The 20,017-nt window shown below is 44.4% G+C and carries 16 protein-coding genes and 1 pseudogene; 11 read left to right on the top strand and 6 right to left on the bottom strand.

All coding sequences use genetic code 11. The annotated features are described in order from the left end of the window. Window positions 1-347: 347 nt before the first annotated feature. Window positions 348-2,075 (top strand): hypothetical protein, encoded by a 1,728-nt coding sequence (locus tag CW740_RS02275; protein WP_106646005.1) that lies wholly within the window; start codon window positions 348-350, stop codon window positions 2,073-2,075. A gap of 72 nt (window positions 2,076-2,147) precedes the next feature. Here CW740_RS02275 and CW740_RS02280 read toward each other — a convergent pair whose 3' ends face one another. The 6 genes from CW740_RS02280 to CW740_RS02305 all read right to left on the bottom strand — a co-directional run bounded on the left by CW740_RS02280 (window position 2,148) and on the right by CW740_RS02305 (window position 9,027). Then, window positions 2,148-4,154 (bottom strand): Ig-like domain-containing protein, encoded by a 2,007-nt coding sequence (locus tag CW740_RS02280; RefSeq protein ID WP_106646006.1) that lies wholly within the window; start codon window positions 4,152-4,154, stop codon window positions 2,148-2,150. A 165-nt stretch (window positions 4,155-4,319) separates the two neighbouring features. After that, window positions 4,320-5,666, bottom strand: coding sequence for a sigma-54 interaction domain-containing protein (locus CW740_RS02285; RefSeq protein ID WP_106646007.1), 1,347 nt, complete (start codon window positions 5,664-5,666; stop codon window positions 4,320-4,322). 321 nt (window positions 5,667-5,987) lie between these two features. Next, window positions 5,988-6,518, bottom strand: coding sequence for a cytochrome b (locus CW740_RS02290; RefSeq protein ID WP_106646008.1), 531 nt, complete (start codon window positions 6,516-6,518; stop codon window positions 5,988-5,990). A gap of 153 nt (window positions 6,519-6,671) precedes the next feature. Then, entirely contained in the window at window positions 6,672-7,523 is an 852-nt protein-coding gene (asd, locus tag CW740_RS02295) for an archaetidylserine decarboxylase (RefSeq protein ID WP_106646009.1), read from the bottom strand. 94 nt (window positions 7,524-7,617) lie between these two features. Continuing rightward, a complete protein-coding gene (gene rsgA, locus CW740_RS02300; protein WP_106646010.1) occupies window positions 7,618-8,625 on the bottom strand; it encodes a small ribosomal subunit biogenesis GTPase RsgA in 1,008 nt (335 codons plus the stop codon). Window positions 8,626-8,658: 33 nt separating this feature from the next. Beyond that, a complete protein-coding gene (locus tag CW740_RS02305) occupies window positions 8,659-9,027 on the bottom strand; it encodes a 4a-hydroxytetrahydrobiopterin dehydratase (protein ID WP_106646011.1) in 369 nt (122 codons plus the stop codon). Window positions 9,028-9,193: 166 nt separating this feature from the next. Here CW740_RS02305 and orn point away from each other — a divergent pair, with 166 nt between their 5' ends. From orn to hflC, 10 genes and pseudogenes are all read left to right on the top strand, one after another. Continuing rightward, the gene (gene orn, locus CW740_RS02310; protein ID WP_106646012.1) at window positions 9,194-9,742 is read left to right on the top strand and encodes an oligoribonuclease; all 549 of its coding nucleotides are present in this window, start codon (window positions 9,194-9,196) and stop codon (window positions 9,740-9,742) included. 37 nt (window positions 9,743-9,779) lie between these two features. Continuing rightward, window positions 9,780-11,288 carry an NAD(P)H-hydrate dehydratase gene (locus CW740_RS02315; protein WP_106646013.1) on the top strand — a complete coding sequence of 503 codons (1,509 nt, stop codon included), beginning with the start codon at window positions 9,780-9,782 and terminating at the stop codon, window positions 11,286-11,288. Window positions 11,289-11,319: 31 nt separating this feature from the next. Continuing rightward, complete coding sequence (gene tsaE / locus CW740_RS02320) at window positions 11,320-11,799, top strand: tRNA (adenosine(37)-N6)-threonylcarbamoyltransferase complex ATPase subunit type 1 TsaE (RefSeq protein WP_106646014.1); 480 nt, start codon at window positions 11,320-11,322, stop codon at window positions 11,797-11,799. A 14-nt stretch (window positions 11,800-11,813) separates the two neighbouring features. Next, window positions 11,814-13,154 carry an N-acetylmuramoyl-L-alanine amidase gene (locus CW740_RS02325; protein ID WP_227523882.1) on the top strand — a complete coding sequence of 447 codons (1,341 nt, stop codon included), beginning with the start codon at window positions 11,814-11,816 and terminating at the stop codon, window positions 13,152-13,154. 43 nt (window positions 13,155-13,197) lie between these two features. Continuing rightward, entirely contained in the window at window positions 13,198-14,958 is a 1,761-nt protein-coding gene (gene mutL, locus CW740_RS02330) for a DNA mismatch repair endonuclease MutL (protein WP_106646015.1), read from the top strand. A gap of 47 nt (window positions 14,959-15,005) precedes the next feature. Next, entirely contained in the window at window positions 15,006-15,959 is a 954-nt protein-coding gene (gene miaA, locus CW740_RS02335) for a tRNA (adenosine(37)-N6)-dimethylallyltransferase MiaA (RefSeq protein ID WP_106646016.1), read from the top strand. A 184-nt stretch (window positions 15,960-16,143) separates the two neighbouring features. After that, window positions 16,144-16,485 (top strand): annotated as a pseudogene (hfq, locus tag CW740_RS12645) (RNA chaperone Hfq); the annotation flags it as partial. A 174-nt stretch (window positions 16,486-16,659) separates the two neighbouring features. Beyond that, on the top strand, window positions 16,660-17,958 hold the full coding sequence (gene hflX / locus CW740_RS02345; protein WP_106646017.1) for a ribosome rescue GTPase HflX: 1,299 nt from the start codon (window positions 16,660-16,662) through the stop codon (window positions 17,956-17,958). 92 nt (window positions 17,959-18,050) lie between these two features. Further along, window positions 18,051-19,115, top strand: coding sequence for an FtsH protease activity modulator HflK (gene hflK, locus CW740_RS02350; protein WP_106646018.1), 1,065 nt, complete (start codon window positions 18,051-18,053; stop codon window positions 19,113-19,115). A 9-nt stretch (window positions 19,116-19,124) separates the two neighbouring features. Further along, entirely contained in the window at window positions 19,125-20,009 is an 885-nt protein-coding gene (gene hflC, locus CW740_RS02355) for a protease modulator HflC (protein WP_106646019.1), read from the top strand. Window positions 20,010-20,017: the final 8 nt, after the last annotated feature.

The raw sequence follows: 20,017 nt of genomic DNA on the forward strand, positions 1-20,017 counted from the left end.
AATTTGGGAATTTGCAACCTCTTGTCTTATTTAGTTTTTTTGCAATAAAGTGACACTTACGTATTTCTTTCAATATAAACTGCATCAAAAATGATACAGTGCAGATTCTTTTAACTCCCTGTTATTTATAAGCTTTCATAATTCTTACAATATGCTGTTCTATATTTGAAACGATAGGCATCAATAGTTCCGTTCAACTCGTCCGCTATAACCAAACTTTTCCATTACTTATAAGCAGTTATCCGTGCTGGCACGCTCCTTGCTTGTATTACTAGTGTCTGACCTGGAATCGACAGTGTCGACTACTGGAAGGTCGGTATTCATAGAATCAAAAAGGAGGATTAACTATGAACATTAAACGATGGACGCTTGCCTGTTCGATGGCGTTATTTACTGCAACCAGTGCTCTAGCATTGGATCCGGCTGATAGCGTGGAATTGGATGGTAATGCGATAAAAGACACAGCTCTGGATGACTGGCAAAACATAAATTTAGGAGTAAGTTCTGCCGCAGTGGCCACTGGTGTGGTTAGCGATTTACCACCAGCAACCATATTCTGGAAAGGTGGCTCGAAAGATACGGAAGACGTCACTCAGTGGTGGTACAAAGATGGTGCCGTCCCTGATAAGGATGATTTAAGAAATGGTTATGCAGCTGCTTATTTTCTTCCAAAAATGGGTGGAGGCAATGACTTGGTCTTTTACTTCGGTGCGGAACGTTACGCAAATAATGGTGATGCGATTATGGGCTTCTGGTTCTTCCAGGACGTAGTTGGCCCTGATGGAAACAACCGCTTCACCGGAGAGCACAAAGAGAATGATTTATTTATTGTGATGGAATACCCACAGGGCTCTAATTCTCAGCCATTTGTACAAGTTATGCGCTGGGTCAATAGTGGAGGCGACGTCGATGATAATTTACAACTGTTATATTCTTCAGGCGACGCAGGTTCCAAATGTAATACGGCTACGGATGCTGGTGTAGCCTGTGCGATTACCAATGACAACCAAGAGTTGGCGGGAGTGGCGAACGGTTTGTGGCCATATGAGAACAAATCGGGAATCCCTGATGCCTATCCTCATGAATCTCTTTTTGAAGGACGGTTAAATGTGACTCAGACATTGCTGAACGCAGGGATAAGTGAAGTTCCTTGCTTCAGTAGTTTCCTGATCGAAACACGTTCTTCTCGTTCTGAGACTGCACAGTTGAAAGACTTCCTTGGAGGTCAGTTCCCATTGTGTAGTATTGAGGTGGCGAAAACCTGTAGCGCTTCTGCCTTAACCGCCGACAACAAGTTCACCATTGACTACACCATTAGCCTGACCAATACAGGCGTTGGTAGTATTGGTGCTGGTGAAGTCATCACTATTGATGACCAGCCAAGTGACGGCGCGGCATTCCAATTAACTCCTGCAGTTAGCAGCTTAACCGGTGGTGCTGATGGTTGGGCACCAAATGAAGTACTGCAAGTTTCAGGACAATATGTCTCTGATGTTAACGGTGGCATGAATACCGTTGACGCTTCAGTAACTTTCGGCAGTTCGAGTATTACTGCAGATCAATACACTATAGGTTGTGATTCGCTATCACTCTCTCCTGCGATCTCAATCGTCAAACAGTGTGATCTGTCATTAACTCAAACTGGAAATCTGGTAGCTGTCCAAAAAGACTATTCAGTTGATGTCTGTAACACCGGTGATACACCACTTGATGTGTTATTAACTGATAATAAGGATTTAGCTTTGAATGAAAGCTTCTCGCTCGATTTCCCTAAAACCTGTCTGATTGATGTTGATTGTGGTGCAGGATATACCTGTAATGCTGGTGGCTTCTGTGAAGACGCAAGCGGTTTCCTTGAAGGTAACTTCGGAGGTAACGTTTGTGAAACACGAACAGGAACCTACCTACCATCAGAATTACCTGTCGGTAGTGATGGTAACCTTACTAACCAGGCTTCGGTAACTGCAACATCACCTGTTGCGGCCCCTGGTGATATCGGCTCTGCATCGAATCCGATTCAGGATTCTGATTCAGCAACCTGTGACTTGTGCCCTCTACCTCAACCAGAGGAGTAAGATTCCAGGCGCAGCACAACGGGGGCTTCGGCCCCCGTTTCCTTGCTACATTCCTTTCTATAAAGGTTAGCTTTATTTATTTCTACCGCCACCTTTATTTCCGCCTTTACCCCCTCCAGTTGTGGAGTCTGAATTGTCACTTGTTCCGCTATCAAGACTGATTTGAACAAGTGCACTAGTGGTTAGCTTTCCATCACTGATGGTATAGCTGAAACTATCTGTGTCTTTAAACGGTTTACCGGGGATGTAAGTTAAGCTGTTATCAGAGTTTAAAATAACATCGCCTTTTGAACCTTGCTCAACACCAATGATAGTAATCTTATCGCCATCAGGGTCATAGTCATTAGTTAATGGCGAAAAGGTAATGCTGGTTTTGCTGGGCAATATCACCATATCGTTTAGCGCAACCGGTGCTGTATTACTGACAACCGTCTGTTCTTCGACAGTAACTGCAGCATTATCTTGGTCGCTTTGTAATGTCTGACCATGTGAGACTTTGCTGGTTACAGCATATACGCCTGATGGGGCATTAGCATCAACCGCAAGCGATAGGTTGACTTCCTGGCTCGCACCCGGTGCCAGACTGATATTCGAATAATTAAAACTACCGTTGATATAGCTATCTGTGCTCGAAGATAGATTAAAGGTTGAAGAGCTACACTCAGTACTATCACGGTTTGTAACCTTGTACGCCAGTTCCAGATTGCTGCCTGCAGTGGTTACTACAGATGTATTGCTGATTGGTTCAATAGTAGGAGCCTGATTCTGACAAATTGCGGGTGCCTGGCCATAATTAACCTGAATTACAGCACCGCCAGCATTGCTTGATGCCAGAGTGATGCTGACATCATTGGCAGAGTCATGATAAGTCTGCCCAGGCTGCAGAGTGATATCAGTCCAGCTCAAGGTTTCTGGTGTAGTATCTAAAAGGTAACTATCGTTAGGAGCATTGTCAGTTCCTTCACGCAAACGAACGCCGGTTAAAAATTGCGGGTAACTGTCAGCAAGATGCGCATTAAAGCCAATCGCCTGACGATACTCCAGGTAATACCATTCGTTCTGACCGCTGGCTTTTGTTTGCTTAAAAATTTTAGCAACCTTGGTATTGCTATCATTGATTTCTAGTGGCGATAAAACCACTTCAGTGCTTTGCGTGATGGTTGCAACTTTGTCATTCATCCAGCCTAATTGTTCTTTCTGAAAGGCATTAAAATGATTGGTTTCACGAGCGTTACCCATACCACTGATAAAGTCACCATAATCACCAACTACACAACCAGAGTCTGCGGTAACTTGGGTATCGCAGTCTTTGCTATGTGCATGGTAAAGGCCAAGGTTATGTCCTAGCTCATGGTGAACAACATCAGATTCAAAACGTTTAATCCATGACAGAGGTCCTTGCACATTGGCTTTACCAGACCAGGTGCAGTTTGGATGCGTTGGGATCACATACATCACGTGATCATAGTTTGTTGGCTCATAACCTCTTTGACGAATGATGGCATCAGCTGCATTACTGATCGCATAGGTATCACAGGTGCTGACATCGACATCGACAGTAATGGGTTCCAAAGCGTGGCCTGTTAAACCAAACTGCTGATAGGAACTTTCCAGAAAATACTGGTGAGCTGTATTAAACAGAGTGTCATAAAGCTGTGCGGAAGAAAAACGCACAATAGGGTTTATGGCAAAGTTGATTTCGGCCACCAGTAATTGATGGGTACCTGAAACTGTACTCGCCTGAGTGGTAGCCTGTGTTGTTGAGCTTGAAGACTCATCAAGTAATAGACTTACTGAGTCAGGAGAAGCTTTTAGCTTACCCTTGTCAAACTGACCGTAGATTCTGACTTTTTGATTGGAGGCTAACCAATGTGGAACTTTATCGAATAACACTTCGGTAGCTTTTCCCTGACTGTTGACCAGTCGATAAGACAGTTCACTTCGCTTATTCACGAAGTCATCTTCAATGTTGATTGTAATGGTTCCTTCCACGACATTATCCTTTGCAAAGCTCCCTGCACTAAATAAAGACACAAAGATGCCCGCAGACGCTAACGCGCCTTTTAAAAGATAATTCATGATTTGACCTCTTATGAAAATTTGAAAGGGTGTAACACGGAGCCAATCATAGAAAAGTCATTTGTAAAAATAAATGACAGAATCGAACAATTGATTAAATTTTATACAAAATGAGAGGTGGCCAGAGATAGCCGTGTGATGGTTAATACACTTTTCCCAATTTTGTTACATAGGGATGTTGTGTTTATTTAACAGCCGATAGAGGCTGGTTCTTGAGATGCCTAGATTTTTAGCGGCTAAAGTATGATTGTAGCCAGATTTCTCAATAGAAAGAATCAGAGTTTCTTTCTCTGCTTTGTCTTTTGCCTCTTTCAGACTGACAATATTCTGATGGTTGCTGAAAGACAGATCCATGTGCTTTTCGGTAATCAAGTTTCCTTCTGATAAAATGACGGCCCGTCGAATTCGGTTCATTAACTCCCGCACATTGCCAGGCCAGCGGTATTGATTCATGGCATTCAAACAGCGCTGTGTGAAAGTTTTATGCATATGGCCTTCGCAGAATTGGCTTAAGAAATGATTGGCAAGTTCTGGAATATCCTGGCGACGATGACGAAGAGCTGGCATATGCAAAGTCAGCACATTGATACGGTGAAATAAATCCTCACGAAACAATCCATCTTCAACAGCTTTCTCAAGGTTAACATTGGTTGCAACGATAATACGGCAATCAACGGTAATGCTTGTGACGCTGCCTAACCGTTCAATTTGGTTTAACTCAAGAAAGCGTAATAAATTAACTTGAAGATTAAGCGGGAGATCACCAATTTCATCTAGAAACACAGTGCCGCCATCAGCTGCTTCTATCCGCCCAATTTTTTTGCTGTCGGCATTGGTAAAAGCCCCTTTCTCATGACCAAACAATTCAGAGTAAAACAGAGTCTCGGGAATCGCTGCACAATTAATAGCAATGAATGGTCCCTGCTTGCGTTTTGAGCGCTGATGAATTTTTCTGGCAGCCAGCTCTTTACCGGTACCACTTTCACCAGTTATTAGTACAGTGGCATCCTCCATCGCAATTTTATTAATGTTGCGCTTAATAAGAGCCGTTGCTGGCGAGCGACCAATAATATCATCACTGTCCTGGGGCACCTGAAGTTGATTAAGCTGTTTGTTTTGTAGCTCAGCCATGCCAAAAGCATGGCCAACGGTTGCGAGAAAATAATCGTAACGCAGAGGCTCACGATGGTAATCATAAAACAGGTGTGAAAAGAGAAAGTTTGGATGATCTTCCAGCCAGTTTTCATGAGGAATAATGGCTATCCATTTTGTCGCCATATTTAGTGAGGCTAACTCTTCATATTCAGTAATAATAGGCTCAGGTTCAGCAGATAAAAAAATGACAACGACTTCAAAAAGATGGTGCTGAAAGAGTTTCTTAAACTGACTTTTTTCCTGAGTGAAAAAAATTTGCCAGCCATTATCTTTGAGCTGCTCACTGAGTTCCTGGGCGGAGTCACCTTTACCGAAAATGAGGATCGAGCGACTTTCATGTGGAGAGTGGTCAAGCATTCCTTGCCTCCCAATCTAAAAAGTAAAAAGAACAAAAAAATATGTAAAACAATTGATAAAAATTATTTCACAGTTTTAAGTTTCAATTATATCAAACCTCGATTAAAGAGACCTAGAAATAGATCCACAAAACTGATTTTTAAGAAGGTTTTTTTGGTTATGTAAAGTGTCAAATTGTTTTACTTAAATTCACTTTTGAGTTGGAAATCTTTACATGAAATTCGGCGCTGCAATGAGCTAGAGCTAGCTATGGATAATGAAAAGGCTTCTAGATTAAGTAGAAGCCCTTAAAAAATATATCTGTCTTATGATTTTTACTAATTATAGCATCCGTCTTAAAACATCAGTGTCAGATCCTTTATCAAACCAGCGATGTTTAATTGTTCCTGCCAAGTGTAAAATAATCAGTAATAAAAGCGAATAAGCCAGTATTTCATGCAGCTCGTGCATTAAGTGAGCTGTATCCTCATTATCGGCAACCAGGCCTGGAATTGGCACTCCAAACCATTCAACATCAAAACCCTGATAGTCTGATGAAAGGTATCCAACAACAGGAATTGCCACCATTAATACATAGAACAGGAAGTGGGTAATTTTTGTTAGCCATCTTTCCCAAGTTGCCAGGCTGGATGGTAATGGTGGATTCTTTGAAAAGAGTCTCACGATAATTCTTATAATTACCAACCCTAGCACTGTGATACCAAAAGATTTATGGACCGGATAAATTTCATATTTGAGTTCGCTTTCCATCGGTAATCCCGCCATGTACCAGCCAACAGCAATCATAACGATCAGCATGAGTGCTATCAGCCAATGCAGCACACGCAGAGCTAGTGAGTATTTTTCTTGCATAACGTTTCCCCATTTGGTTATGAAGCATCAATATAAAATGCTTTATAGGAAGATGGCAAGTAAAGAGAAGGGAGTGTTGCTTAGGGTTAGTTAAGGCTGGGCAGTTAGGCTGGGTTAGTCAGCGATGCCGCTAAACCAGCCATAAGCTTGTAATTATTTTTTAAAGGCTATCGGTTGACCCATAACCGTTGGGGCATAAGCCTTCATGTTCTTATGCCATTCAAGCGTATCCTTTGGAAAAAGTAGTACGATAGTAGAGCCGAGTTTAAAGCGGCCCATTTCTTCGCCTTTCTTTAAGCTCACTTCGCCGTGTTCATAATCCCAGCTACGAACTTCCTTACGAGTAGGAGGGGTTACTGTACCATGCCAGACAGTTTCAACGCTGCCTACAATTGTTGCGCCTACTAATACCATCGCCATTGGTCCTAGTTCAGTATCAAACATGGCAACCACTCGTTCATTGCGCGCAAAAAGGTTTGGTACTTTGCGGGCAGTTAATGGATTGACGCTAAAAAGCTTTCCCGGGACATGAATCATTTTGGTTAGCTGGCCATCGATTGGCATGTGCAGACGATGATAGTCTTTTGGAGCCAGGTAGACCGTCGCGAACTCTCCGTCCTGAAAAGGGGCTGCTAAGTCTGCATCGCCACCCAGTAACGTTTTTGCTGAGTAGGTGTGGCCTTTGGCCTGAAAAATATAGCCATTATCAATTTTGCCTAATTGACTTATCGCACCATCGGCAGGGTGAACGATTGAGTTGTCATCTGAATCAATGGGTCTGACATCAGCTTTTAATGAACGAGTAAAAAAATCATTGAAGGTTTTGTAGTCTTCAGGATTTTCGCGTTCGGCAATGCTCATATCAATGCCGTACTTTTTGATGAACCATTTGATAAAGGCATTCTTTATTTTAACGTTTTCGCTTTCGGCAATTTTTCCCATTAGCAGCGAAATGCCGTGTTGCGGAATCAGGTATTGTGATAATACTTTTAATGTGTCGGACATGGGTTTTCAGAATTCCAATAAATAGTTGGCGATATTGTAGCTTAAATAATAGGCTCAGACTATTAGCCTATCCATACGTAGTGTTAGAGTTCAGTTAAGCAAAAGGTTGATCGAAGTGCTGGATTAGATGTCGGTAGTTTTTTAAGCGACTCGCTGCAATAGAGCCTTCTTTTGCAGCGGCCAACACTGCGCAACCCGGTTCATTAAGATGCTTACAGTCGCGAAACTTACATTGCTCACCAATTTGTGAGATTTCGATAAAGCCCTGTTTAATATCCTCATCTTCCAGATGCCACAGGCCAAATTCCCTGACTCCCGGTGAGTCGACCAGGTAAGTGTCATCGTCAAGTCTATACAGTCGTGATGCGGTTGTGGTGTGCGTACCAAGCCCAGATGTTTCAGAAACTTCGCCCGTTGCAATTTTCATATCGGGAAACAGGTAACCAATTAAGGTGGACTTTCCCACTCCTGACTGGCCAGCCAGTAATAGCTGTTTACCTTTTAAGCTCTTAACCAGCTGATCAACACCCTCACCAGTTTTTGAGCTGATGTAGTAAATTGGATAACCTAAATCCTGATATAGTTTTAATCGGTCTTTAATCGCTTCTTGTTCGCTGTGCGCAACCGTATCCCACTTATTCATGATAATCCATACTGGAAGTTGGCTGGCTTGGGCAGCGACTAAATAGCGATCCAATAATACTTCTGAGAAAGCTGGTTCCGGTGCCAACAGCAATGCAATCAGATCAATGTTGGCAGCCACCGGTTTGACGCCATGATGCGGGGTGGGGCGCTTGAGCAGTGAGCGGCGAGGTTCCAGCTCCACCAGAATTCCGGTTGGCAGATCCTTCTGGCGTCGAAACCAGACTCGATCACCCACCACCGGAACCTCATTTGATTTACGTAAAAAGCAGCGGATAGTGTTGAAAGATTCATCGGCAATATCAACCTGCTGTCCAAAACGACTGATCACTATCCCTTGCTCTGGATCGAGCAGACTTTCTTCATCGATATTTCGATCGACTGTCTGTTTTGTATAGTTAACCTGCTTATTGGGCTTTTTGCGCCAACGCTTGGAGGATTTTTTTTCTGGTTTAGCCAAAGCAAGTTACCTGTTTATGTTTCAACGAAGAAATTAATCTTCCTGAAAGTTAGGACCAAAATTGCCACTGTTATCCAGTGCATCAATATGGGCAGCACAAATTAAATCGTTAAGACAGACGCTGTTACCGGCATCGTGAGTAGTGTAGCGAACCAGACAGTGGCCATAACTCACTTCAAGATCTGGGTGATGTGCCTGCTTATTCGCGATCCAGGCCACTGCATTAACAAAAGCCATGGTGTGGTAATAATTTTTGAACTTAAATTTGCGATAAATTGCTCCCGTATCCTGATCAAATTGCCAGTGACTTAATTGCTCACTCATTAGCTGTTTGCGTTTTGATTCATCAAGCGGGCTTCTTGCATCATCGTTGTGTACACATTGTTGCTGTGCCAGTTGCATAATATCTCCTATAAATCTTTAAGCTGTTATTTGTGAACGGGTTTCAGTTACCTGCTCAGGCGCTTCCATACGAGCGCAAAAACTGCGACTATAATAGCTGAAAACTTCATTAGTATGGAGCTTAGCTGAGTATAATGATGCACATTGTAACGATTAGGAGCTGGTTTTGACAAAAAATGACGATAATTTGATCTGGGTTGATCTGGAAATGACGGGTTTGGATCCAGAAACTGATGTAGTTATTGAGATTGCAACTATTGTCACGGATAAGGATCTAAATATATTAGCGGAAGGTCCTGTCATCGCAATTCATCAGCCGGATGAGGTGCTCGACAATATGAATGAATGGTGTGTCGTTCAGCATGGAAAGTCAGGATTAACCGAGCGTGTGCGTCAAAGCACCATTGATGAAGATGAGGCAAGTGAACTGACCTTGGCATTTTTGAAGCAGTGGGTTGATGAAGGCAAGTCGCCAATGTGCGGCAATAGTATCTGTCAGGATCGCCGCTTTATGGTTAAACACATGCCAAAGCTGGAGACCTATTTCCACTATCGTCATATTGATGTTAGTACTCTAAAAGAACTGGCTCGACGCTGGAAGCCATCCATATTGAATGGTTTGACTAAGGCGGCGACTCACTTGGCGCTGGATGACATTCGAGAATCCATTGAGGAGTGTCGTTATTACCGTGAGCATTTTATTGATCTGGCATAGCGATCCGCAGAGAACCAACATGCCCTAAGGAAAGTGTATGCATCCCATATTTACAGCAGACAGTATAAAAGTCATTGAGCAGGAAGCTGCCAAAGCGCAGGGCTTTGCTCTGTTTGAACTGATGGAGCGGGCTGGACGAGCAGCATTTGATTGCATGGAGCGAGAATGGCCATTGGCTCACCGCATTGTCATAGTCACAGGCTCTGGTAACAATGCTGGCGATGGTTTAATAGTGGCAGGTCTTGCGCAACGTGTGGGCATGCAGGTGACACTGGTGCCAATTAAACCACTGGATGAACTTTCCGGGGATGCGGCCAAGGCCTGGCAGCAAATTAAGGACAAGAACATCACCATTAAAGAGCCAAACCAGGCCATATTTGAGCAGGCTGATGTAATCGTTGATGCCCTGCTGGGAACTGGCTTCAAAGGGCAGTTGCGTGATGAGTACGCTCAGGTGATTGAGCAGGTTAATCAATCGGGCATGCCAGTTCTTGCTTTGGATTTACCCAGTGGTGTTTATGCAGATACTGGATTGTGTGCTGAGCCCCATATCAGAGCTGACCATACGGTCAGTTTTATTTTTTATAAAGTCTGTCAGGTAATGAATGAAGGACTCGCTGCTCAGGGCGAGCTGCACCTGGCAATGCTGGGTGTCGGGCAGTCGCAATTTTATCAACAGCGTCCTGTTGCATGGAAACAGTCCTATGCGGATGTGATTGACGAAATGCCAGAGCGTAGCGCGACAACCTACAAGCAGGCGTGCGGACACTTGATGTGTGTTGGCGGTGACTTCACTATGGGTGGTGCCATTATGTTGGCGACTGAAGCTGCGCTCCGCAGCGGTGCGGGGCTGGTAACGACATTCCTGCACCCAGACAATCGTAGTGCGGCTTTAGGCTTTTGCCCAGAAGCCATGTGGCATGGTGTAGCTTTTGAAGAGTTGAGTTTTAACAGTTTAATTGAAACCAGCCCAAAACAGTTTGACGCGATAGTGCTCGGCCCCGGGCTGGGTCGAAGTGAATGGGCGCGACAGGTTTTTGAGCAATCATTCAGCTATGCCGTACAGCAGAAGCTACCTTGTCTCATAGATGGTGATGGACTTTTCTGGTTACAGAGAAGCCTTGAAAACAATGATAGTGTGACTTTGCCGCAGCCATTGATTTTGACTCCACACTTTGGCGAAGCAGCTCGGCTGTTAAGCTGCGATACAGCCAAAGTCAGTGATGATAGAATCGCTGCTGCTAAAGACATCTCCGAAAAATATCACTGTATTTGTTTATTAAAAGGTGCAGGAACGATATTGTCTGATGGGCAACAGGTAGTAATAGCAGGTGGTGCTCATCCAGCTATGGCAACAGCCGGGCTTGGAGATGTGTTAAGTGGACTGATTGGCTCTTTGGTGGTGCAGGGTATGTCAGGCTGGGATGCAGCGCGACTGGCTACCTCTATTCATTTTGCTGCTGGTGTTGAAGCAGCTGGCGATAGAACTCGAGGCATGTTGGCTTCCGAGTTGATTGAAACGATAAACTTTTTGGTAAACAGGTAACTGGTTTACCTCTTGTTTCGGATTTGAGCAGATGCAGAATATTACAGTTGAATTAGTCGATGAGTTTCAAACCGTGAGGATGGGACAAAAACTGGCCGCCTGCATTAAAGCACCTATGACGATTTACTTTAAGGGTGACCTTGGGGCCGGTAAAACCACACTAATTCGCGGAATTTTACGTGGCTTTGGCTACCAGGGAGCCACAAAAAGCCCTACTTACACCTTGGTAGAGCCTTACGAGCTAGTAGGTGTGTCCATTTACCACTTTGATCTTTATCGGTTAGCTGATCCTGAAGAGCTGGAATTTATCGGTATTCGGGAATATCAACAACCTGATTCCATCATGTTGATAGAGTGGCCAGAAAAGGGCTTGGGAATGATTCCGCAGGCCGATCTGATGATTGAGTTGGATTATAATAATGATGGACGAGTGGTAACCTTGTCTTCGGCTAAAAGCGAGATTATGCAAAAACTGGAAAAAAGCTGTGATTTTATGCCAAAATCAAGCTAAAGCACTGGGAATAAGTGACTAACTATAACGATATGATGAGAAAGTGGCTGACAATTACACTGAGCATGTTAATGCTCACGCTTGGTATATCCGCTGCACAGGCATCGGTGATCCAAAGCATGCGTTTCTGGCAATCGCCGGAATCGACTCGTGTTGTCCTTGATTTATCCTCCCCAGTCACCCATGAGATCAGTATCCTTGAAAACCCTCACCGAATAGTCGTCGATATTCCTGGCGCAAACGTCAATGTTGATCTTAACCGACTTGATATTCAAAGCGATCTGGTCAAGCGAGTGCGAAAAAGCAGCCCTCCGCGTGATGGTGTTCTGCGCCTGGTTCTTGATTTGAATAAAGCGGCCAAACCTAAGAGTTTCTCACTTAAACCCTATCAGGAATATGGTGATCGGCTGGTTATTGATCTATTTGATGAAAGCCGCGAAGAAATCCAGCCTCCAGTTGCTGCTCAGGGAAGTGATCGCGATATCGTGGTTGCAGTTGATGCCGGACATGGTGGTGAAGACCCTGGGGCCATAGGTGGCCGTGGCACTAAAGAAAAAGATATTGTACTGGCGCTTTCTAAAGAGTTGGTGAAAGAACTCAATAAGGTAGAAGGCATTAAAGCTTTTCTGACCCGAACAGGCGATTATTATCTACCGCATCGAAAGCGCACCGATCTGGCCAGATTGCAGCGTGCAGATTTATTCGTATCAGTGCATGCTGATGGCTTTAAGAGTCCTCGGGCAAAAGGTGCATCGGTTTGGGTTCTCAACTTGCACGGCGCCAAGTCTGAAGTCGCGCGTTGGATGCAGATGCAGGAAGAAAAGTCAGAACTACTGGGTGGTGTTGATAGCTCGGTGGTTCTCTCAAATTACGACAACTCCGTTAAGTCTGTGCTACTTGATTTGCAGATGGAGAATTCTATTACTGAAAGTACCAAGGTGGCGAACATAGTGCATGGCGCCATGAGCAAAGTGGTTCCTAAAATGCACAAAAAGCATGTTGAAGAAAACTCCTTGCTGGTACTCAAAAATCCAGACATTCCGTCAATATTGGTTGAGTTGGGCTTCATCACCAATCCTGAAGAAGAAGCACTGATGAAAACCGCTTCTTATCGACAAAAGTTAGCTCGTGGCGTTGGTGACGGAATTGTTGATTACTTTAAACAGCACGCACCGGATGGAACACTGTTTGCAGCGCGTTATCGTCAGAATATATATCATGTGCAGCGCGGAGACAGCCTGATCAAGGTTGCTCGTCGATTTAATGTTTCAGTAAGAGATTTAAAAAGTGCCAATCAGCTTTCAACCAATGTCGTAAGGATTGGCCAAAAATTGGTTATTCCAACTGCCGAATAAAGTTTGATTCGGTTTTCTCTTTTTTTACAAGTAAATTACTTTAATGCCAATTCATAAGCTTTCTCCTTTAGTTGCCAACCAGATTGCTGCGGGTGAGGTCGTAGAGCGACCAGCTTCCGTAGTGAAAGAATTATTGGAAAACGCCATTGATGCCAAGGCAGATAGAATTCAAATTGATATTGAGCGTGGTGGGACCCGGCTGATTCGGGTGACGGATAATGGCGAAGGTATCAGTCGCGATGAGTTGGAACTTGCTTTGGCGCGTCATGCAACCAGTAAAATTGAACATTCTGATGACCTGAAAGCGATTTATACACTGGGCTTTCGTGGCGAGGCTTTGGCCAGTATCAGTTCTGTGGCAAAGTTGAAACTCAGTTCAAGACCTCAGGCTCAGGAAATGGGCTGGTCGGCAATCGCTGAAGGTCTGGATATGCAGGTCAAGCTGCAACCTCAGTCACTTCCTGCGGGTACCATCGTTGAAGTTCGGGACTTATTTTTTAATACACCTGCGCGGCAAAAATTCCTGCGAGCCGAGCGTACCGAATTTGTCCACATTGAAGAAACGGTTAAACGAATTGCCCTTGGGTCACCTCATGTGGCCATTACCTTGAGGCACAACAGCAAAGTCATCAAGCGTGTACCTGCGGCTCATAATCATGAGCAGCATCAGCAGCGAATTGGCTCAATTCTGGGCGCTTCATTTTTAAGAGAAGCCATAAAGTTAGATAGCGCAGTTGAGTCTACAAGGTTATATGGTTGGCTTTCACCAGTAGACTGGCATCAAAGTTCGAGTCTCGGGCAGTATGTTTTTGTGAATGGCCGTGCAGTACGTGACCGGACGCTAAATCACGCTATTCGCCAGGCCTATCATGATCGCTTACCGGCAGGACGTATGCCTGCCTATGTGCTCTACTTGGAACTGGAAGCAACTCAGGTTGACGTAAATGTTCATCCAACTAAACATGAAGTGCGCTTTTCCAATGGTCGCCAGGTTCATGACTTTATGAGCCGGATGGTTGAAGAGGCACTGTTGGAACAAAGCGACATTCTTGAAAATAATCATGACGGCGGTAACAGCCGTGAAACGCTTGTCTATATGAAGCCATCGCTGTCATTGGTTCAGTCTAAAACTAAGGATGATCCTTATTTCACACCGCGCCATCAGGCAGGTGCTTTTGCAGAGCCGGCAAGGGAACAAGTTAATGAACGAAGCCCTGCTGGTTATGTACCACAACAGAAAAATCACTGGCCACAGAAACCTAAAACTGATTTGAAACTTGCCAAAGGTGATTTCTGGCTTTTGCATGACCGTTTGTTACTGCAACAGACAGAGCAAGGAATTAATGCTCTGGATCTTAAAGCCTTTTTCTGCAAGCACATGAGAGACTGTTTGCAACAGGAGTGGCTGGCTGGGGAAGTGAAACAGCGACTAATGTTGTTCCCCTTGAGACTTGGCATACCTGCCGATGAGGTAGGCGATAACTTTATTACAGCTTGGAGGGGAGCTGGCTTTGATTTAACTCAGACTGGTCCAAAAACACTGGTAGTTAGAAAAGTTCCAAGCTGCATTTCACACCTCGACTTGCAGCAATGGCTTCAGCAAGTTGTGTATGAGTCAGTCAGTAAAAGTTTAACCGTGCAAGACTGGCAGCGGTTACTTATCGAAACCCTTTCCGATAATTGGGCACCGCAGGGTCAAACTCATTGGTTAGAAGAGTTGGCTCACCTGCCATGGAATGAATCAAAGTTCTGTAAGCGATATACTTCTGAGCAGTTGCTGGAACTATTGATGAGTTCCCAATAATTTTCGATATTTGAAGTCACACCCCGACCACTATGCCAGGCCAATCAATGCACCGACCAGAAAAGACTCAAGCAAAACCTCTTGCCATTTTTATTATGGGGCCAACCGCTTCAGGCAAAACCGAGCTGGCTATTGAGCTTGTAGAGCGTCTCAATGCAGAGATCATCAGTGTCGATTCAGCGATGGTCTATAAAGGGATGGATATTGGCTCTGCTAAACCTTCGGCAGAAGAGTTGGCCCGAGCCCCTCACCGATTAATAGATATCTGCGATCCTGCGGATCCCTATTCTGCTGCGCGCTTTCGCGATGATGCCTTGCGTGAGATGGAGGATATTGTAAGCCAGGGCAAGACTCCGCTGTTAGTTGGCGGAACCATGCTGTATTACAAGGCGTTATTGGAAGGGATGCACAACCTGCCAGACTCAAATCCGGAAGTGCGTGCTAACTTACAACAACGGCTCGAAAGTGAGGGGTTAACCAAGTTGCATCAGGAGTTAGCCAGAATCGATGCTGAGTCAGCTAGCCGGATCCATGAAAATGATCCGCAGCGGACTCTGCGAGCATTGGAAGTTTATGAAATTACCGGCAAGCCTTTGAGTCAATTACATGCTGAGCAGGAACAGAATGATTTTCCTTATCAAACCCTACAGATCGCGCTAGCTCCTGACGATAGAAGCTTTTTACACCAAAGAATTGAAATGCGCTTTCATCAGATGATGGAGCAGGGATTTTTACAGGAAGTTGAGTCGCTTTACGCGCGTGGCGATTTGTATCCAGAGCTGCCATCCATTAAATCTGTGGGCTATCGGCAGATGTGGCAACACCTGGAAGGTGAGCTGTCCCTTGAAGAAGCCATTGAGCGAGGAATTATTGCGACTCGTCAATTGGCCAAGCGTCAGTTTACCTGGCTCAGAAGTTGGAAAAACCTGCATTGGATAGAGTCCAGGCAACCCATAGATAGCCTATATAAAGAAACTGTCCAATTGTTAAATTCTATGTAATGTGACGCTATCCTATTGATATACCTCGATCTGGGTGTTTAATTCGTGTACACTTTTAGCGAGCTTGGGCTTCATTGAGCTCGACTAAGATTTGATTTGTAGATATATAAATGAATTATTGATTAAGGCCTGAGTTAGAAGTGGCCCCAATAATGAAAATACATAAAACACACAGGAGAGAGCTATGTCAAAAGGGCAATCACTACAAGACCCTTTCTTGAACGCATTACGTCGTGAGAAAGTGCCTGTCTCAATTTACCTCGTTAACGGCATTAAACTTCAAGGCCAGATTGAATCTTTCGATCAATTTGTCATTTTATTGAAAAATACTGTTAGCCAGATGGTTTACAAGCACGCAGTTTCAACTGTTGTTCCGATTCGCAATGTTCGTGGTCATTATGGTCAGAATGGCGATAACGGTAACGGTGGTCCAGGTAACGATCACAACATGGGTCCTCAAGGTGGCGGTATGGGCCCCGGTCCTATGACTGGTGGTGGCGGTTACGGTAGCGGACCAATGGGCGGAATGTAGTTCTTAATTCCTACCAAAACAAAGATCTTTATAGTTTTACACAAAGCCATCTGCCGATTCTTGTCGGTCGGTGGCTTTGTTGTGTTAAATTCTTTATGATTTACTCATCAATTCCTTTCTTTAATTATTGTATTCACAGCGAACAGGTTCGCATGTTGAGGTGATTTCTTGTTTGACCGACACAGTGGTGGCGAATCCGCCATTTTGGTACATATCGATTTTCAGCAGTCTCTAAGCCAGGAAAAAAACCAGGAAGATTTACAGGAGTTTGTGGAGTTGGTTCGCTCTGCTGGTCTGGAGGTCATGGATATTATCACTGCCAAACGCTCCAGTCCTGACCCAAAATTCTTTATTGGTAGTGGCAAAATTGATGAAATCAAAAGCGCCAAGCAGGCTACCAATGCCAATGTCATAATTTTCAATCACAACCTTTCGCCTGCGCAGGAACGTAACATTGAGCGCGCGGTTGAAGCGCGGGTGATTGACCGTATAGGTCTAATTCTGGATATCTTTGCCCAGCGAGCTTCGACCTTTGAAGGTAAGTTGCAAGTTGAACTGGCTCAGTTGCGCCATTTATCGACACGCCTGATTAGAGGCTGGACACACCTTGAGCGACAAAAAGGTGGTATCGGCTTGCGTGGTCCTGGTGAAACACAGCTGGAAACAGACCGTCGCTTACTGCGTGAAAGAATTAAGTATATTGATAAACGATTAGAAAGGGTTTCCAAGCAGCGTGAGCAGGGACGTCGTTCCAGAAAGCGCGCCAATATCAAAACCATTTCCATTGTTGGTTATACCAACGCCGGGAAATCCACATTATTCAATTACTTAACTACGGCAGGAGTGCTGGCGGAAGATAAGTTATTTGCGACATTGGATCCAACGTTAAGACGTATCAGTTTGCCACAGGGAACTGATGTCATTATCGCGGATACGGTAGGGTTTATTCGCCACCTGCCACACGAATTGGTAGCCGCTTTCCGAGCAACCCTTGAAGAGTCAGTCGAAGCGGACGTCTTGCTGCATGTGATTGATGCCGCCAGCGAGCGTCGTGAGGAAAATATGGAGCAGGTGGAAGAAGTATTAAGTGAAATTGGTGCTACGGATATTCCAAGACTCGAAGTTTATAACAAGATTGACCTGATTGAAGGCGCTGAGCCCCATGTGGATCGTGACGATAAAGGGCGTCCCATTCGAGTATGGATTTCGGTTCTAAAAGAACAGGGCATTGAGTTGTTAAGAGAGGCCATTGAGGAATTGGCGCAGGAAGAGCAATTTAATGCGGAACTGAGGATTCCTCCTCATCAGGGAAGGTTGCGCGGTCTGCTATACGAACTTCAGGCAGTAGAATCGGAAAATACCAGTGATAATGGTGACATTTTATTGACAATCAGTCTGCCAAAATCAGACTGGATTCGCCTTGGACGTCAGCTCGAAAAGGACTTGAGTCCTTTTGTTGTAAATTAGTAATTGTAACAGAATGCCCGATTTACCTTGAAAGGGGGGCTAGTGCTCCCTACAATTCGGGATAGATTTTAAATAGTGAACTGGAGATGACTATGGCCTGGAATGAACCGGGTAATAATAATGATCAAGACCCATGGGGCAAAAAACGCCCTAATAATAACAATGACCTTGATAAGTTACTGAAACAAGCCAGCGAAAAGTTCGGTGGCATATTCGGTGGTGGTAAGGGCAATGGTAAAGGCAGTTCTGGTGGAAATGCCTCTTTTATTATTGGCTTGTTGGTGTTGGTAGCAATTTACTTGTTTAAGTCAGCTTATACTGTTGATGAAAAGCAGAATGCTATTGTATTGACGCTTGGTAAGCATACTCGTACCGATACGGCTGGTTTACACTTTGCGTTCCCTCCGATTCAGCAGGTCTATTTAATCGACGTTGAAAGCATCAAGGATGTTGAAGTTGAAGGCCTGATGTTAACCAAAGACGATAACGTAGCGACGGTTAAGGTTAAAGTTCAATATCGGGTTAACGATCCATTGGATTATAAGTTCAATGTTGTCGACCCTGTTGAAACTTTGAAGCATGCCACCGAAGCAGCGCTGCGCCAGGTTATCGGACACACTCTTTTGCAGGATGCGCGTACTGATAAGAAAGAAGATGTTCGTAAGAATGTTGAGAATGAATTGAAATCAATTCTTAAACCTTATAATGCTGGTATTGAAATCTTTCGTTTGAACTTAATCGGCAACGTAGATGTTCCACCGTCAGTTAAGCCCGCCTTTGATGACGCTATCAAAGCGGAAGAAGATCAGCGTGCCTATCTTGAACAGGGCCAGGCCTATCGCAGTAAACAGATTCCTCTTGCCGAAGGTCAGGCACAACAACTCATACAGCAAGCAAACGCCTATCGCGCCCGCGTGGTTGAGAAAGCTGCGGGTGAGGTAGCTCGTTTCGAGAAATTATTGCCAGAATATACGGCGGCTCCGGTGGTGACTCGTCAGCGTTTGTATATTGAAACCATTGAGAGCGTATTGAGCAAAACCAGCAAGGTTATGCTTGATGTCGAAGGTGGTAATAATATGACCTACATCCCGCTTGACAGTATTATGAAGCGTAGCAAGACTTCAAACACTGACAACAGCAATCAAAAGCAGCAATAGGAGACGAACATGAATAAGCTAATTTCATTAATTGTAGTACTCATTATTGCTGCCATCGTCATCATGACCTGTACTTTTAAGGTAAAAGAATGGGAAACGGCGATTGTGCTGCAATTCGGTGATATTAAGAAAAATGACGATGATACCGCAAAGTTGTATCAACGTGGATTCCATTTCAAGTGGCCCATTGCGGACGAAGTCATTACGATGGATAAGCGAATCCAGACCTTTGATGGTGAGTCTGATCGTATTGCTACTACTGAACAGAAAGACCTGATCGTTGATAGCTATATTAAATGGCGCATTAAAGACTTTGACCATTTCTACCGTCGTACCGGTGCTAACTATCGTGTGGCTGAACGTTTATTGGATAACACTGTTGAGAACGCCCTACGTGAAGAGTTTGGTAAGCGTACACGTACACAGGTGGTTTCCGGCGAACGTGAAGAAGTCATGGGCTTGATGCTAACTGAGACTCAGAAGATTGCACCTGATCTGGGTATTGAGGTGGTCGATATTCGCGTTAAAACCATCAACTTGCCAACTGAAGTAAGTGAGTCAATTTATAATCGTATGCGTAATGAGCGGGTAAAAATTGCCAATGCGCATCGTTCAGAGGGTGAAAAAGATCGTCAGATTATCGTTGCTGAAACCGATGCTGAAATCCAGCGCATTTTAGCCAGCGCGGATCGTGAGGCTCGTGAGATTCGTGGTCAGGCAGATGCCGAAGCTGCGGAAATATACGCTAAAACTTATGGCAAGAACCCAGAGTTTTATGCCTTTTTGCGCAGTCTGGATGCTTATAAAGAATCATTCAAAAGCGAAGATGACGTGATTGTCATTAAGCCAGACAGTGAATTCTTTAAGTATTTCAAAGACATGGATGGAAAATAAAACTTTCC

This window comes from Kangiella profundi, from assembly GCF_002838765.1.
Lineage (GTDB): Bacteria > Pseudomonadota > Gammaproteobacteria > Enterobacterales > Kangiellaceae > Kangiella > Kangiella profundi.

Excerpts from the sequence above, each read along its gene's own strand:
- CW740_RS02275 (WP_106646005.1), top strand. The coding sequence starts at position 348 with ATGAACATTAAACGATGGACGCTTGCCTGTTCGATGGCGTTATTTACT.
- CW740_RS02280 (WP_106646006.1), bottom strand. The coding sequence starts at position 4,154 with ATGAATTATCTTTTAAAAGGCGCGTTAGCGTCTGCGGGCATCTTTGTG.
- CW740_RS02285 (WP_106646007.1), bottom strand. The coding sequence starts at position 5,666 with ATGCTTGACCACTCTCCACATGAAAGTCGCTCGATCCTCATTTTCGGT.
- CW740_RS02290 (WP_106646008.1), bottom strand. The coding sequence starts at position 6,518 with ATGCAAGAAAAATACTCACTAGCTCTGCGTGTGCTGCATTGGCTGATA.
- asd (WP_106646009.1), bottom strand. The coding sequence starts at position 7,523 with ATGTCCGACACATTAAAAGTATTATCACAATACCTGATTCCGCAACAC.
- CW740_RS02305 (WP_106646011.1), bottom strand. The coding sequence starts at position 9,027 with ATGCAACTGGCACAGCAACAATGTGTACACAACGATGATGCAAGAAGC.
- CW740_RS02315 (WP_106646013.1), top strand. The coding sequence starts at position 9,780 with ATGCATCCCATATTTACAGCAGACAGTATAAAAGTCATTGAGCAGGAA.
- tsaE (WP_106646014.1), top strand. The coding sequence starts at position 11,320 with ATGCAGAATATTACAGTTGAATTAGTCGATGAGTTTCAAACCGTGAGG.
- mutL (WP_106646015.1), top strand. The coding sequence starts at position 13,198 with ATGCCAATTCATAAGCTTTCTCCTTTAGTTGCCAACCAGATTGCTGCG.
- miaA (WP_106646016.1), top strand. The coding sequence starts at position 15,006 with ATGCACCGACCAGAAAAGACTCAAGCAAAACCTCTTGCCATTTTTATT.
- hflK (WP_106646018.1), top strand. The coding sequence starts at position 18,051 with ATGGCCTGGAATGAACCGGGTAATAATAATGATCAAGACCCATGGGGC.
- hflC (WP_106646019.1), top strand. The coding sequence starts at position 19,125 with ATGAATAAGCTAATTTCATTAATTGTAGTACTCATTATTGCTGCCATC.